General features: G+C 73.9%; 13 protein-coding genes. 7 read left to right on the top strand and 6 right to left on the bottom strand.

Annotation, left to right across the window (positions count from 1 at the left end; translation table 11 throughout):
• Positions 1 to 175: 175 nt before the first annotated feature.
• The 4 genes from ABZX40_RS14705 (at position 176) to ABZX40_RS14690 (ending at position 6,145) form a co-directional block, all read left to right on the top strand.
• Positions 176 to 898: a 2OG-Fe(II) oxygenase gene (locus ABZX40_RS14705; RefSeq protein WP_355738019.1), complete on the top strand. Its 723-nt coding sequence runs from the start codon at positions 176 to 178 to the stop codon at positions 896 to 898.
• A gap of 126 nt (positions 899 to 1,024) precedes the next feature.
• Complete coding sequence (gene sigJ, locus ABZX40_RS14700; RefSeq protein WP_355738016.1) at positions 1,025 to 1,963, top strand: RNA polymerase sigma factor SigJ; 939 nt, start codon at positions 1,025 to 1,027, stop codon at positions 1,961 to 1,963.
• On the top strand, positions 1,960 to 3,552 hold the full coding sequence (locus tag ABZX40_RS14695; RefSeq protein WP_355738014.1) for a cytochrome bc complex cytochrome b subunit: 1,593 nt from the start codon (positions 1,960 to 1,962) through the stop codon (positions 3,550 to 3,552). The genes sigJ and ABZX40_RS14695 overlap by 4 nt, the downstream gene beginning before the upstream one ends.
• Before the next feature lie 223 nt (positions 3,553 to 3,775).
• Complete coding sequence (locus ABZX40_RS14690; RefSeq protein ID WP_355738011.1) at positions 3,776 to 6,145, top strand: SpoIIE family protein phosphatase; 2,370 nt, start codon at positions 3,776 to 3,778, stop codon at positions 6,143 to 6,145.
• Between the two features lie 15 nt (positions 6,146 to 6,160).
• Here the strand turns inward: ABZX40_RS14690 and ABZX40_RS14685 are convergent, their stop codons facing one another.
• Positions 6,161 to 7,966, bottom strand: coding sequence for a ricin-type beta-trefoil lectin domain protein (locus tag ABZX40_RS14685; protein WP_355738009.1), 1,806 nt, complete (start codon positions 7,964 to 7,966; stop codon positions 6,161 to 6,163).
• Between the two features lie 385 nt (positions 7,967 to 8,351).
• The gene (locus ABZX40_RS14680) at positions 8,352 to 9,272 is read right to left on the bottom strand and encodes a helix-turn-helix domain-containing protein (protein WP_355738006.1); all 921 of its coding nucleotides are present in this window, start codon (positions 9,270 to 9,272) and stop codon (positions 8,352 to 8,354) included.
• Between the two features lie 70 nt (positions 9,273 to 9,342).
• On the opposite strand from ABZX40_RS14680, the gene ABZX40_RS14675 reads away from it, so the two are divergent.
• Positions 9,343 to 10,164 carry a phytanoyl-CoA dioxygenase family protein gene (locus tag ABZX40_RS14675; protein WP_355738004.1) on the top strand — a complete coding sequence of 274 codons (822 nt, stop codon included), beginning with the start codon at positions 9,343 to 9,345 and terminating at the stop codon, positions 10,162 to 10,164.
• 17 nt (positions 10,165 to 10,181) lie between these two features.
• Here the strand turns inward: ABZX40_RS14675 and ABZX40_RS14670 are convergent, their stop codons facing one another.
• The 3 genes from ABZX40_RS14670 to ABZX40_RS14660 all read right to left on the bottom strand — a co-directional run bounded on the left by ABZX40_RS14670 (position 10,182) and on the right by ABZX40_RS14660 (position 12,238).
• Entirely contained in the window at positions 10,182 to 11,150 is a 969-nt protein-coding gene (locus ABZX40_RS14670) for an aldo/keto reductase (RefSeq protein ID WP_355738002.1), read from the bottom strand.
• 80 nt (positions 11,151 to 11,230) lie between these two features.
• Positions 11,231 to 11,773, bottom strand: a complete 543-nt coding sequence (locus ABZX40_RS14665; protein WP_355737999.1) for a flavoprotein — start codon at positions 11,771 to 11,773, stop codon at positions 11,231 to 11,233.
• Positions 11,774 to 11,782: 9 nt separating this feature from the next.
• Positions 11,783 to 12,238, bottom strand: coding sequence for a nuclear transport factor 2 family protein (locus tag ABZX40_RS14660; protein ID WP_355737997.1), 456 nt, complete (start codon positions 12,236 to 12,238; stop codon positions 11,783 to 11,785).
• A gap of 99 nt (positions 12,239 to 12,337) precedes the next feature.
• Here ABZX40_RS14660 and ABZX40_RS14655 point away from each other — a divergent pair, with 99 nt between their 5' ends.
• A complete protein-coding gene (locus ABZX40_RS14655) occupies positions 12,338 to 12,901 on the top strand; it encodes a TetR/AcrR family transcriptional regulator (RefSeq protein ID WP_355737994.1) in 564 nt (187 codons plus the stop codon).
• On the opposite strand, the gene ABZX40_RS14650 is transcribed toward ABZX40_RS14655, so the two are convergent.
• Positions 12,898 to 13,566: an NAD(P)H-dependent oxidoreductase gene (locus ABZX40_RS14650; protein WP_355737991.1), complete on the bottom strand. Its 669-nt coding sequence runs from the start codon at positions 13,564 to 13,566 to the stop codon at positions 12,898 to 12,900. The two genes, ABZX40_RS14655 and ABZX40_RS14650, sit on opposite strands and share 4 nt — an antisense overlap.
• A 67-nt stretch (positions 13,567 to 13,633) precedes the next feature.
• Here ABZX40_RS14650 and ABZX40_RS14645 point away from each other — a divergent pair, with 67 nt between their 5' ends.
• Positions 13,634 to 14,527 carry a sigma-70 family RNA polymerase sigma factor gene (locus tag ABZX40_RS14645; protein WP_355737989.1) on the top strand — a complete coding sequence of 298 codons (894 nt, stop codon included), beginning with the start codon at positions 13,634 to 13,636 and terminating at the stop codon, positions 14,525 to 14,527.
• Positions 14,528 to 14,612: the final 85 nt, after the last annotated feature.

The raw sequence follows: 14,612 nt of genomic DNA, 5'->3' as shown, positions 1-14,612 counted from the left end.
GGTAGCCCCCGGGGTACTCACCCGTAAATATCGCCAGGTCATGAGGGATGCGGCACGGTACCGGCCGGGCCAGGGGCGGCATCGAGGACCAGGTCCGATTTCCGCCGGAAAGGGACGCCCAGCCCCACCAGACTCGGTCATGGACGCTCATTTCCGTACGGCAGAGGAAACACCCATGACGCTCACTCCCGCCGAGGCCCGCCGCCGCACCGCCGGGACCGACTGGCCCGCCCTCGCGGCCGAACTGGACCGGCACGGCTGTGCGCCCACCGGGCCGCTGCTGACCCCCGACGAGTGCCGGGACCTGGCGGACCTGTACGACACCCCGGAGCTGTTCCGGACCACCGTCGATCTGGCCCGGCACCGCTTCGGCTCCGGGCGGTACCGCTACTTCACCCATGACCTGCCCGCACCGGTCGCCGCCCTGCGCGCCGCCCTCTACCCCCGGCTGCTGCCGATCGCGCGCGAGTGGGCGGCGCGGCTCGGCCGTCCCGCGCCCTGGCCGGACTCCCTGGACGCGTGGCTGGAGCGCTGCCACGCGGCCGGGCAGGACCGCTCGGCGCAGATCCTGCTGCGCTACACCGAGGGCGACTGGAACGCCCTGCACCGCGATGTCTTCGGCGAGCTGGTCTTCCCCCTCCAGGTGGTGATCGGCCTGGACGCGCAGGGCGCCGACTACACCGGCGGCGAGTTCCTGATGGTCGAGCAGCGGGCCCGCGCCCAGTCCCGGGGCCTGGCGACGGTGCTGGAGCGGGGGCACGGGCTGGTGTTCACCACCCGGGAGCGGCCGGTGCGCTCGGCGCGCGGCTGGTCGGCCGGGGCGATGCGGCACGGGGTGAGCACGGTCCGCTCCGGCCGGCGGCGCACCCTGGGCCTGGTCTTCCACGACGCCGCCTAGCAACGGGGAACGCTCCCTCGCCCGGCAGCGCGGTGAGAGCTGGGTCACACAAGCCCCGCCGATGTCACACTCCGGCCCGCCCGCCCCCTCCCAGTGGTGACCCAGCACCGCTGCGGAGGCATACGCATGTCCGACAGACCCCTGTCCGGCGACGGCACCGCCGGTCCCCTCGCCCCGGCGACGGAACTCTTCACCGACCATCGTGAGCTGCTGTTCCGCCTCGTCTACAACATCCTCGGCAGTGTCGCCGACACCGAGGACGTGCTCCAGGAGACCTGGCTGTCCTGGACGGCCCGGGGCGCCGGCCGGGACCTCGCCGGGATCGCCGCGCCGCGCGCCTACCTGGTGCGGATCGCCGTGAACCACGCGCTGAGCAGACGGGCCGCGATCAGCCGCCGCCAGGAGACCTACATCGGGCCGTGGCTGCCCGAGCCGCTGGTCGCCGCCCCGGACGGGGACGGCGATCCCGCGCTGCGCGCCGAGTCGGTGTCGCTGGCGATGCTGGTGGTGCTGGAGACCCTCACCCCGCTGGAGCGGGCGGTGTTCGTGCTGCACGAGGTGTTCGGCTACCCGCACCCCGAGATCGCGGAGATCCTCGGCCGCTCCCCCGCCGCCGTACGGCAGCTCGCGCACCGGGCGCGGGAGCATGTGCACGCCCGGCGGCCCCGCTACCGGGCGCATCCCCGGGTGCGGCGGGAGGCCACCGAGCGGTTCGTCCGGGCGGCGGTCGGCGGGGACATCGCCGCGCTGCTGGAGATCCTCGCGCCGGATGTGACGGTGTGGACGGACGGCGGGGGACGCACCGAGGCGAGCGGACGGCACCCGGTGCACGGCCGGGACAAGGCCGCACGGCTGATCGCCGGATATGCGCGGCGGAGTGCGCCGCTCCGGCTCGATCTGGCCTTCCGGCAGGTCAACGGGGACCCGGCGGCCGTGCTGTTCCGGGGCGCGGAGCCGTACGCGGTGCTGGTCACGGACCTCACAGCCGAGGGCGACCGGGTGGCGGCGGTGTATGTGGTCACCAACCCGGAGAAGCTGACGGGTGTCCGGCGGGCGGAGCGGTGAGCGCCGGACGGGGCGAGCGGGTCGCCGACTGGTTCGACGGACGGCTCGGCGTCCACACCCTGGGCCGGAGGTATCTGCGCAAGGTCTTCCCGGACCACTGGTCGTTCCTGCTCGGCGAGATCTGCCTCTACTGCTTCGTGGTGCTGATCCTGACCGGCGTCTGGCTGACGTTCTTCTTCCACCCGTCGATGAACGAGGTGGTGTACGAGGGCGGCTATGTGCCGCTGAACGGTGTGCGGATGTCCGAGGCGTACGCCTCCACGCTGGAGATCTCCTTCGATGTGCGCGGCGGGCTGCTGATCCGGCAGCTGCACCACTGGGCGGCGCTGATCTTCGTCGCGGCGATGCTGACGCACATGATGCGGCACTTCTTCACCGGCTCGTTCCGCAGGCCGCGCGAGGTGAACTGGGTGTTCGGCTGGCTGCTGCTGTTCCTCGGTATGTTCGAGGGGCTGTTCGGCTATTCGCTGCCGGACGATCTGCTGTCGGGGACCGGGCTGCGGTTCGTGGCGGGGGCGCTGCTGGCGACGCCGGTCGTGGGGACGTATCTGACGCTGTTCCTGTTCGGCGGGGAGTTCCCGGGCGACGACATCGTGGGCCGCTTCTACTCGCTGCACGTACTGCTGGTGCCGGGCGTCATGGCGGCGCTGATCGTGGCGCACATTCTGCTGGTCATCTACCACAAGCACACCCAGTTCCCGGGGCCGGGCCGGACCGAGCGCAATGTGGTGGGCGCCCCGTTCCTGCCGGTGTATCTGGCGAAGGCGGGCGGGTTCTTCTTCCTGGTGTTCGGGGTGCTGGCGGTGATCGCGGCGGTGGCGACGGTCAACCCGGTGTGGAGCTACGGCCCGTTCCGCGCCGACCAGGTCTCCACGGGCGCCCAGCCCGACTGGTATCTGGGCTTCGCCGAGGGACTGGTCCGGGTGATGCCGGGGTGGGAGATCAACGCCTGGGGGCACACGCTGGTGCTGGGGGTGCTGATCCCGGTGGTGGTGTTCCCGCTGCTGCTGGTGTTCATCGGGGTGTACCCGTTCGCCGAGGCCCGCCTCACCCGCGACCGGAGCGAGCACCATCTCCTGGACCGGCCCCGCGACCGGCCGGTGCGCACGGCGATCGGCGCGGCCTGGATCGCTCTGTATCTGGTCCTGCTGGCGGGCGGCGGCAATGACATCGTGGCGACCCGGCTGCAGCTGTCGATCAACACGGTGACCTGGGCGGTACGGATCGCGGTGTTCGCCGTCCCGGTGCTGGTCCTCGTCCTCACCCGGCGGATCTGTCGGGGGCTCCGGCTGCGGGACCGGGAGCTGGTGGCGCACGGCCGCGCGACGGGCCGGATCGTCCGGCTGCCGCACGGGGAGTACATCGAGGTGCACGAGCCGCTGGACGCGGCCCGCCGCCATGTCCTGACGGCCCACGAGCGGCCGGGCCCGCCGGTGGGCCACGGCGACGGCCGCCCCGCCGGGGACGGACCCGGGGAACCCCCTGGGCCCCCGGTCCGGGACGGCACCGGCTACGAGGCCGGGCCGGGGGCCGGGGACGGCGGCCGGGACTCCGGTGGATCGTCCGGACGCGGCCCCACCGACAACTGATCGCGACCGGAGTGATCATGACGGCCCCTCAGTCACCGCCCGGCCGGTTCCCCGGTGTACGGCCCCGCCTCGTACCCCGGACCGGCCGGTTCCCCTCCTTGACCTGCTCAGCTGAGCCGCGTGGCGAGGTTGGGGCTTGTCGCTCGGGAAGCGTCGGAACGCACTACGCTTGGACTCAAGTGACTCACCCTTCACGGTGAGTGTGCGCGTAGGAGTGGCGACGATGAGCCCGGACGATCCGTTCGACGATGCCTCGACGGCCAGGGCGGTCATCGATGCCCACGGTGATGTGGCGGAGTGGAACGAAGGAGCCCGCAGGCTGCTGGGCTGGACCGCCGCCGAGGTCGTGGGCCGCCCGGTCACCGCGCTGGTGGACGGCGCGTTCCCGGTCCCCCGGTCCCTCCGCTGGGACGGAACGCTCACTTTGCGCCACCGGGACGGGCGCGCGCTCCCGGTGTGGCTGCTGATCCACCACCGCCGACCCCCGGACGGCGCACCGGGCGACTGGCTGGTGGTCACCCCTGTGGGCGATGCCGCCCTCACCCCGGACGACACCCTGGACAGCGCGGTCCTCACCCAGTCCCCCTGCGCCGTCGCGGTCTGCGACGAGCAGCTGCGGCTACGGGGCCTCAACGCAGCGATGGCCGAGATCATCGGTCTGCCCGGCGACCGCGTCAGGGGCCTGCGCCCCGCCGAGATCGGCGGGACACCGGAGACCGAGCACCTGGAGGAGCGGCTGCGGGAGTCCCTCACCGAGCGGCGCGCCCTGGACGTCGAGATGTGGATGCGCAGCCGCGGCAGCGAGCGCGCGCGGGCCTGGCTCACCCGAATGGCCCCGCTCACCGACTCCGAGGGCCGGGTGCGGGGAATCTGCCTGGCCGCCCACGACGTCACCGAGAACCACTTCGCCCGGGACCGCCTCCAGCTGCTGAACGAGGCCAGCGTCCGGATCGGCAGCACCCTCGACCTCACCCGCACGGCGCAGGAGCTCGTCGACATCTGCGTCCCCGCCCTCGCCGACTTCGTCAGCGTCGATCTGCTGGACCCGGAGGACTACGGCGGCGAACCCCCGCTCCGGCTCACCGCCCCGGTCGTGCTGCGCCGCGCCGCCCACGGCTCCATCACCCCGGGCACCCCCGAGGCCACCGTCAAACCCGGTGACGTCGACCGCTATCCGGCCACCGCCCCGCACGCCGCCTCGCTCACCGCCGGGCACACCGTCCTCTCCTCGGTGGCGGCCGGTGATCTGGACCCCTGGCTGGCCACGGCGGCCCTGCGCAGCGAGCGCGTCCGCCGGATGGGGGTGCACGCCACGATGTCGGTGCCGATACGGGCCCGCGGCATCACCCTCGGCGTCGCCGTCTTCACCCGCTTTCGACGCCCCGACCCGTTCACCGAGGACGATGTCCTGCTCGCCGAGGACCTCACCGCGCGGGCCGCGGTCTGTCTGGACAACGCCCGCCGCTACTCCCGCGAACGGCAGACCGCGCTCGCCCTCCAGCGCAGTCTGCTGCCCCGCACCCTGCCCCGTACGGCCGCCGTCGACGCCGCCTCCCGCTATCTGCCGGCCGCGCGGGCCGGGGTGGGCGGTGACTGGTTCGATGTGATCCCGCTGTCCGGGCTGCGGGTCGCCATGGTGGTCGGCGACGTGGTCGGGCGGGGCGTCGCCGCGTCGGCCACGATGGGGCGGCTGCGCACCGCCGTCCGCACCCTCGCCGACATCGATCTCGCGCCGGACGAACTCCTCACCCACCTCGACGATCTGGTGCTGCGGCTGTCGGAGGAGTCCGGGGGCGAGGGCAGCCCGGGAGAGGTCGGGGCGACCTGTCTGTACGCGGTGTACGACCCGGTGTCCCGGCGGTGCACGATGGCGAGCGCCGGTCATCCCCCGCCGCTGCTGCTGCCGCCGGGCGGGGAGCCCCGGCAGGTGGCGGTGCCGGAGGGCCCGGCGCTCGGCCTCGACGGGCTGCCGTTCGAGACGGCGGAGCTGTATCTCGCCGAGGGCAGTGTCCTGTCGTTCTACACGGACGGTCTGCTGGAGTCCGAGGGCCGCCCGCAGGACGAGGGGCTGCGGCTGCTCTCCGACGCACTGGCCGACCTCGGCGGTTCGCTGGACGAGACCTGCGATCACATCCTGCACACCCTGCTCCCGGCGGGCGGCGCCTGCGACGACGTGGCCCTGCTGCTGGCCCGCACCCGGGGCTTGCCCCCGGCCCGGATCGCCACCTGGGACATCCCGGCCGATCCGGCGCTGGTCGCCCCGATCCGCAAGCAGGTGGTGGAGCAGCTCGGCGTCTGGAAGCTGGAGGAGGCGGCGTTCACCGCCGAACTGGTGGTGAGCGAGCTGGTCACCAACGCCATCCGCTACGGCGCCCATCCGATCCGGCTCCGGCTGATCCATGACACGGACACCCTGATCTGCGAGGTCTCCGACACCAGTCACACGGCCCCGCATCTGCGCCGCGCCCGTACCTGGGACGAGGGGGGCCGGGGTCTGCTCCTGGTCGCCCAGCTCACCCAGCGCTGGGGCAGCCGCCACACCCCCGAGGGCAAGACCATCTGGGCCGAACTGGGCCTCTACGAAGACTCCTGAGCCGGGCCCGCGGGCTCAGCGTCCGCCCCGGCCCCCGCCGCCGTGCCCGCCCCCGCCGTCGCCGCGCCCCTCGTCCCTGCCGTCATCGCCGTCCCCGTAGCAGTACGAGTACGGGTAGCAGGGGTGCTCGGTGGACGGCTCGGGTGTCGGGGTGGGGGTCGCGGGCGGGCGCGAGGGGGTGGGTGAGGGCTTCGCGGTGGTGGGGGCGGGGGCGGGGGCCGGTGGGGTGGTGCGGCCGAGGGCGCCGACGTCGTCCCGGTCGACCGCGGCCATCCGCAGATCGGGCCGGGAGGTGTCGAACGCCCAGCGCTGGGCCTGGCCGCCGTCGCGCAGTTTCACCATGAGGGCGCCGGTGCCGTCGGTGGCGGCGGGGGTGAGCGCGAGGTCCCGGTCCCAGCGCGGCACCAGGGTGCCCTGGGCGGTGAGGTCGTAGCGGACATCGGCGGTGTCCGCGCAGGCGGTGAGGCGTACCGAGTGCCCGATCCGGGCGTCGACACACAGCCCGGGGTCGGCGGCGCTGCGCAGCAGTCCGTCGGTCTCGTACGACCAGCGCTGGGCGGGGTCGTCGCCGCAGGGGGCGAGTTCGGTCCCGGCGCCCTGGGCGACCTCGCCGTCCGCGACGGAGAGACAGAGCCCGGAGGCGACATTGTGGAGCCGGCCCTGGAGGTCTCGCTCGGGGGCGGAGGCGTTGTCGAAGCCGGAGGGGTCCTCGGGCCCGGTCGGGGGTTCGGCGGCGTCGGTGTCGGGGGTGCCGGCGGTGAGGGGGGCGCCCTCGCCGGAGCCGTTCGCGGCCCACAGGGCGAGCGGGAGGGCGACCAGCGCGCCGACGGTGAAGAGCGCGGCGGCCCGGTTGCGGCGCCGGGCGGCGGCGCGGCGGGCGGCCACCCGGGGGGCCGGCGGGCGGGGGCCGAGGGCGGTGGAGGGGACGGCGGCGAGGGACTCGGGCGCGGGTGCCCCGGGTTGTGACGGCATGGCGGCGAGGGGGGCGTGGACCGGGCGCGGCGGGATTCCGGCGGCGCGTGTCCCACGGGCGGCGCGGGCGGCGACATAGGGCCGGGCGCCCCAGCCGAGGACGGCCTCGGCGAGGACGGCACCGAGGTCGGTGTCGAACCGGCGGAGCTGGTCGGCGGTGTGCCGGCAGTGCGGGCAGGCGTCGATGTGGGTGCCGAGGTCGGGGTCGAGGCCGGCGCCGCCGCGGCGGCAGGTGACGTCGAGCATCCGGCTGAAGTGGCGGCAGCGCGGGGAGGGGGCGAGTTCGTGGTGGACCTGGACGGCTTCGGTGCGCAGCCGTTCGCGGGCCCGGCGCAGATCGGTGTCGGCGCCGCGCGGGTCGCAGTCGAGCAGGGCGGCGGGGACGGCGAGGGGGTCGGACTCGACGTCGGTGTGCCAGAGCAGACAGCGGGCGGATTCGGGCAGGCGCTGGAACGCGGCGGCGACCAGGCGCCGTTCGGCGGACGGCACGAGGGCGGCGGCAGGGGCGCGGCGGGTGCCGTGGCCGCGCGGTTGTGCGCGCGGTTCTCCGCGCAGTTGTGCGCGCAGTTCGGGGGCCAGCAGTGCGTGCCGTTCGTCGGCGCTCCATTCCGCCGCGATACGGCGGACGGCGGTCAGCAGGCGCTGGCGCCACAGGGGGGACGGTTCGCCGTGGGCCGGCCATTGGCCGAAGAGCCTGGTGAACGCGGCCGTGGTGAGCATTCCGGCGGCGCGGGTGCCGTCGGTGCACAGCCGGGCGTAGGCGAAGGCCGCTTCCCAGTGCCGGTCGAGGAGTTCACCCACGGGGTGGGGCACGGGGTCCGGGGAATTCGACGAGCCTGCGTCGAGCACGGCTGCATTCCTCTCAAAGGACATGCGGCGAACGCAATGTCTGCACACCAACTGCGCACACCTTCGCACAGGGCATCTGGCGGAACAAGGGACATCTTCATTTCTGGAGGGGCCCGGTTTTGGCGGGCTCCGGACGGTATTTGACCGCATGTCAATTCTCCGGAGATCCAAAAGGGGCGGGGTCGAATCGACCGGAAATCAGCCTCTTGTCGACCAGGGAAGTCGACCTGGGAAGCAGACCTGGGAAGTCGACCAGGAAAGTCGACAAGGGAATTCGACGCCATTCGCCGCCCGGCAGAGGCACCGGGCGGGGGCGCCGAGCAGCGGCGCCGGGCAGCGGCGCCGGGCAGCGGCGCCGGGCGGGTGTTCAGCGGTGGGCGGGTGTTCAGCGGTGGGCGGCGCGGTAGGCGCCCGGCGGGGCTCCGTAGCGGCGGTGGAAGACCCGGTTGAAGTGGAAGGGGCTGGCGAAGCCGGAGGTGGCGGCGACCCGCTCGACGGGCAGGTCGCTGGCCTCCAGCAGCCGGGCCGCGTACTGGAGCCGGGCCTCGCGCAGCGCCCGCATCGGGGACTCGCCGAGCTGCTGGGCGAAGAGATGGGCGAACCGGGACGGGGAGAGGGCGACGCCGGCGGCCAGCGAGGCCACGGTGTGCGGGGCGCCCGGGTCGGCGGCGATGACGGCCTGGGCGCGCAGCAGCCGCAGGTCGGCGCCGGGGGCGGTGGGGGCGGAGCGGGCCGTGCCGGTGGCGAGCAGCACCGCCTCCTCCAGTGCCACGAGGGCCAGCTCGGTGGTGAGGGTGCCGTGGGCGACGGCGACCGCCTCACCGGACGGCGGGACCGGGTCGCCCACCGGTCCGGGGGTGGCGCCGGGGTCGCCGGACCAGCGGGCGTCGGCGAGCAGCCGCAGGAACGCCGACTCCACCCGGGGGTGCAGCCCGGCCGCGACCGGCGCCACGACATAGACGCCGTCCCCGGCCTCGTACGGGCGGAGCCAGCCGAGCCAGGCGGATCGGGCCCGGCAGTGCGCCCACCAGAACCGCCAGTGGCGGGCGCGGGGCGCCACTGTGTAGAGCTGCCGGACGCCGGGTGCCAGTGCCACCAGTTCTCCCGGGCCCGCGGTCACCTCGGTGGCGCCCTGGCGGAGCCGGCCGCGCCCGGCCGTGGTCCAGGTGAACAGCCAGCTGTCGGCGCCGCCCGGACGGCTGACGGTGTAGCCGGGCCGCTGGTCGTAGTGGCCGGCGACCACCAGGCCGGGCGGCGGGGAGGGATTGCCCGGGGCGGCGGCCACGGACAATTCGTCAGCGCTCATGGACATCCTCCGGTGCGATCCGCCGACCTAGCGTGACCTGTGCACGGACGCCGGACCGAGGGAGCAGAGCATGACAGCCACGGACAACGGCACCGCCGACTCCTCCATCCTGGCCCACACCGAGCTGGCCAGCTTCCAGGACGGCTACCTGGTGGTACGGGGCCTCTTCGGAACGGCCGAGATCGAACGACTGTGCGAGGTGTTTGACGCGCTGCACGCGGCCGGTCCGCTGCCGGGGCATTTCGAACCGGGCCGGGGCGCCGCCGGTGATCCGCTGGCCGACTATCCGCGGGTGATGCAGCCGCACGAGATCAGCCCGCCCGCCCGGGACATGCTGCTGGACCTCCGGCTGCGGACGGTGCTGGAGACGCTGCTCGGGGAGGAGGTGCTCGCCGCGCAGAGCATGTTCTACTTCAAGCCGCCGGGCGCCCGGGGGCAGGCGCTGCACCAGGACAACTTCTATCTGCGGGTCGAGCCGGGCACCTGTGTGGCGGCCTGGGTGGCCTGCGATGTCATCGACCGGGAGAACGGCGGCCTGGAGGTGGTGCCGGGCACCCACCGGATGGACCTGTTCTGCCCGGAGACGGCGGACGAGGAGCTGTCCTTCGCCCGGGAGTACGTCCCCCCGCCGCCCGGTCTGGCCCCGGTCCCCGTCGACATGGCCCCGGGTGACGTGCTGTTCTTCAACGGCAGCCTGGTGCACGGCTCCCACCCGAACCGCTCCGCGAACCGGTTCCGGCGCTCCTTCATCGGCCACTACGTCGGCCGCTCCACCGAGCGGATCGGCGGCTACTACCGCACCCTCACCATGGACGGCCGACGGGTCCCGCTCCCCGAGAGCGAGGGCGCGGGCCCGTGCGGCACGGAGTTCACCCCGGGCGGACCGCACTAGGGAGCCGACGAGGAGGCTCAGTGGCCGGAGACCGGGTGCGGGGTGTAGGGCCGCTCCAGTTCCTCGATCTCCTGGTCGGTGAGGGTGAGATCGACGGCGGCGACCGCGTCCTCCAGATGACCGGGCCTGGACGCGCCGACGATGGGCGCGGTGACCGTGTCCCGCTGGAGCAGCCAGGCCAGGGCGACCCGGGCGCGGGGGACGCCCCGCTCGGCGGCGATCCGGGTGACCGTCTCGACGACGGCCCGGTCGCCGTCCTGGTAGAGGGTGCTGCCGAACCGGTCGGTGGCGCTGCGGCCGGTGGCCGTGCCCCAGTCGCGGGTGAGGCGCCCCCGGGCGAGCGGGCTCCAGGGCAGGACACCCACCCCCTGGTCCGCGCACAGGGGGAGCATCTCGCGCTCCTCCTCGCGGTAGAGGAGGTTGTAGTGGTTCTGCATGGACACGAACCGCGTCCAGCCATGGGCGGCGGCGGTGTACTGGGCCTTCGAGAACTGCCAGGCGTACATCGAACTCGCCCCGAGATAGCGGACCTTGCCCGCCCGCACCAGATCGTGCAGCGCCTCCATCGTCTCCTCGATGGGGGTGTGCGGATCCCAGCGGTGGATCTGGTAGAGGTCGACATGGTCGGTGCCGAGACGGGTCAGGCTCCGGTCGATCTCCGTCATGATCGCCTTGCGGGACAGTCCGCCGCCGTTGGGGCCGGGCCGCATCCGCCCCTGCACCTTGGTGGCGAGCACGATCTCGTCCCGGTCCGCGAAGTCCCGCAGCGCCCGGCCGACGATCTCCTCGCTCGTGCCGTCCGAGTAGACGTTCGCGGTGTCGAAGAAGGTGATCCCGGCGTCGAGCGCCTGCTTGATCAGCGGACGGGCGGCGTCCTCGTCCAGGGTCCACTCATGGGTGCCCCGGTCGGGGACGCCGTAGGTCATACAGCCCAGGCAGATCCGGGACACGTCCATACCGGTCGAGCCGAGCTTCACGTACTCCATCGTTGCTGCTCCCGTCGTGGTGTGGAGGCGACCGGCAGGCAGCCTACGACGCCGTGCCCGCTCCGGGCCGGGCGCCGGGGTCAGCGCTCCACGAGGTCCAGGGCCCGTTCCCATCCGAAACGCGGGCGGTGGCCGTGCTCGTCCGGGTCGCCGGAGTAGGGCTCGCCGAAGCGGACGCCCATCGCGCGCAGCCGGATCAGACTGTCCTGGTAGGCGGGGTGGGCGGCCAGCGCGTCGGCGACACAGGGCAGCGCGGCGACCGGGACGCCGAGGCCGTACGTCTCGCACAGGGTGGCCACGGCCAGGGTGTCGGCGAGGCCCGCGGCCCATTTGTTGACGGTGTTGAAGGTGGCGGGCGCGACCACCACCGCGTCCGGCGGCGGGAACGGGCGGGGGTCGCCGGGGCTGCGCCAGGCCGAGCGGATCGGGCGTCCGGTGCGGGCCTCGATGTCCGCGAGGTCGAGGAAACCGCCGCCCGCGGCGACCGGGGTGGCGATGACCCCGGTCTCCCAGCCCCGCCGCCGGGCCGCGTCGATCAGCTCACCGACCTCGGCGGCGATCCCGGCGGCGCAGACGACGACGTACAGGAACGGTCCGTCGTCCCCGGGGCTCTGCCGGCTCATCCGGGCACCCTACTGAAGGGGGAAGGACACTCCGCGTTCGGCCTCCGGGCGGGGGCCGTGGATCCGGCGTTCGCGCTCCTCGATGGGGACGTCGTCGATGCCGGCCTCCCGGCGGGTCATCAGTCCGTGCGCGTCGAACTCCCACAGTTCATTGCCGTACGACCGCCACCACCGGCCCCCGGTGTCCCGGCACTCGTACTGGAAGCGGACGGCGATGCGGTTGCCGCTGAAGGCCCAGAGGTGCTTGCGCAGCGCGTACTCCTGCTCGCGGGCCCACTTGGCGGTGAGGAAGGCGACGATCTCGGCGCGGCCGGTGAGAAAGGTGTCGCGGTTGCGCCAGACGGAGTCCTCGGAGTAGGCGAGCGAGACCGTGTGCGGGTCGCGGGTGTTCCAGGCGTCCTCGGCGGCCTGCACCTTGCGGGCGGCGGTCCGGTGGGTGAAGGGGGGCAGGGGCGGGCGGTCCATGGGGGCTCCAGAGGTCCGGACACAGGGGGGAGAACGGGCGTTCTCCGTCGCTCGGCTAAGGTAGAGAACGGTCGTTCTCCACGTCAAGGAAGGCAGTCCATGGACAGCGCAGCCGCCGTACGGGACCGGGCGCTCGACGCCGCCGAGGAGTTGTTCTACCGGCGGGGTGTGCAGTCGGTCGGGATGGACGCGGTGCGGGCCGCCTCGGGGCTCTCGCTCAAGCGGCTGTACCAGCTCTTCCCGTCGAAGGAGGGGCTGGTCGAGGCATATCTGGACCGGCGGGACGCCGACTGGCGAGGACGGCTCGCCGGGTATGTGGAGGGCCGGGGTGAGGGCGACCCGCGCGAGCGGATCCTCGCGGTCTACGACTGGCTGGGCGGCTGGTTCGCCGAGGACGGCTTCCGGGGCTGCGCCTGGATCAACGCCTACGGCGAGCTGGGCGCCACCTCCGCCGGGGTCGCGGAACGGGTGCGGGCGCACAAGGAGGAGTTCCGGCGCTATCTGGCGGGCCTGGTGGCGGACGCCGGGCAGCCCGCCGCGCTGGTGTGGCCGCTGTTCCTGCTGGCCGAGGGGGCGATGGTGACGGCCGGTATCGAGGGCACGACCGAACCGGCCGCGCGGGCGCGCGACGCGGCACGGTCGTTGCTCGCGGACACTCCCTAGGCCGCCGCCAGGGCGGTCACCCTCTCCTCCGCCTCGGTCAGGGAGCGGGCGGCCAGGTGCTCCAGGCCGGCCAGTTGGGGGATGAGGTCGACGCGGGTGAGTTCGGCGGTCACCAGATGGAGATCGGTCACGCCGAGGTTGCCGAAGTAGGTGCGCAGATAGGGGGCCTGGAAGTCATGGTGCTCGCGCGGGGTGCCGGGGCCGTATCCGCCGCCGCGCGCCAGCACGGCCACCACCCGGGTCCCGGCGAGCAGGCTCTCACCGGAGTCCGGGTCGGTGAAGGCGCCGGGGAAGGTGACCCGGTCGATCCATGCCTTCAGGGACGCGGGCACCGAGAGGTTGTACATGGGGACGCCGAGCAGCACGGTCCGCGCGGCGAGCAGTTCGTCGACGAGGGGGCGGGTCAGCGCCCACTCGCGTTCCTCGTCCGGGCCGGTGAGCAGGGCGGGCACCTTGTCCGGCGGGACCATGCCCTCGCGCTCCACCCGGCGGCCGAGCGCGGTGTAGGCGGCGGTCAGCGGCGGCACCGGATCGGCGGCCAGATCGCGATGGCGGACCGGGCCCCGGTGGCGGGCCCGCCAGGCGGTCAGGAACCGCCCGGTCAGACCGCGGCTCACCGAGTCGGCGGGCGTGTCGGCGCTGGAGTCGATGTGCAGGAGAGTCATCCGTGGTCACCTCGGTGGTCGTGGGCTCGTCAGAGAGGTGACGGGGCACGACAGGGAAAGGTGACCGATGCACGGCAACGGCGGCGGGGGCGAGGAACTGGCCCTCCGGTTCGAGGAGCAGCGCGGGCGGCTGCGGGCGGTCGCGTACCGGATGCTGGGCTCGCCGGAGGAGGCGGAGGACGCCGTCCAGGAGACCTGGCTGCGGCTGAGCCGCTCCGGCGCCGAGGGGGTCGGCAATCTGGCGGGCTGGCTGACGACCGTGATCTCCCGGGTCTGCCTGGACCTGCTGCGGGCGCGCGCGTCCCGCCGGGAGGAGCCGTACGGGCCCCACGCTCCGGAGCCGGGCGGTCCCGGGGAGGGGAATGTGCCCGAGGAGCGGGCGGTGCTGGCGGAGTCGGTGGGGCTGGCGCTGCTGGTGGTGCTGGAGCGGCTGACCCCGGCGGAGCGGGTGGCGTTCGTGCTGCACGATCTGTTCGCGCTGCCGTTCGAGGAGGTGGCGCCGATCGTGGACCGCTCGCCGCCCGCCGCGAAGAAACTCGCCAGCCGCGCCCGGCACAAGGTGCGGGGCACCTCCGCACTGCCCGGCGAGACGCTCGAAGGGCACCGGCGGGTGGTCGAGGCGTTCCTCGCGGCGGCGCGGGGCGGTGACACGGCGGCGCTGCTCGCGGTCCTCGCCCCCGATGTCGTCCGGCACGCCGACCCGGCCGTACTGCCACCGGGGATGCCGGTGGAGCTGCGGGGCGCCCGCGCGGTGGCGGAGGGCACGGTCCTGCTGCGGGAACGGGCCCGGTCGGGCGCGGTCGCCCTGGTGGACGGCACGGTCGGCATCGTCGTCGCCCCGGGCGGACGGCTGCTGTGCGTGCTGCGGGTGAGTGTGGCCGGGGAGCGGGTCACCGGGTACGAGGTGATCGCGGATCAGGGGCGGTTGCGGGGGGTGGAGGTGGGGGTGCTGGGGTGGTGAGGGGCTGGGTGGGGCGGGTTGGGCGGGGGTGATTCGGTGGGGGCGGGGCGTGGCACGCCGTGGGGGCAGCGTCGGGGCGGGTGAT

It is taken from the genome of Streptomyces sp. NPDC004610, from assembly GCF_040609715.1.
Taxonomy (GTDB): domain Bacteria; phylum Actinomycetota; class Actinomycetes; order Streptomycetales; family Streptomycetaceae; genus Streptomyces.
This window is presented reverse-complemented; position numbering and strand designations above follow the sequence as displayed.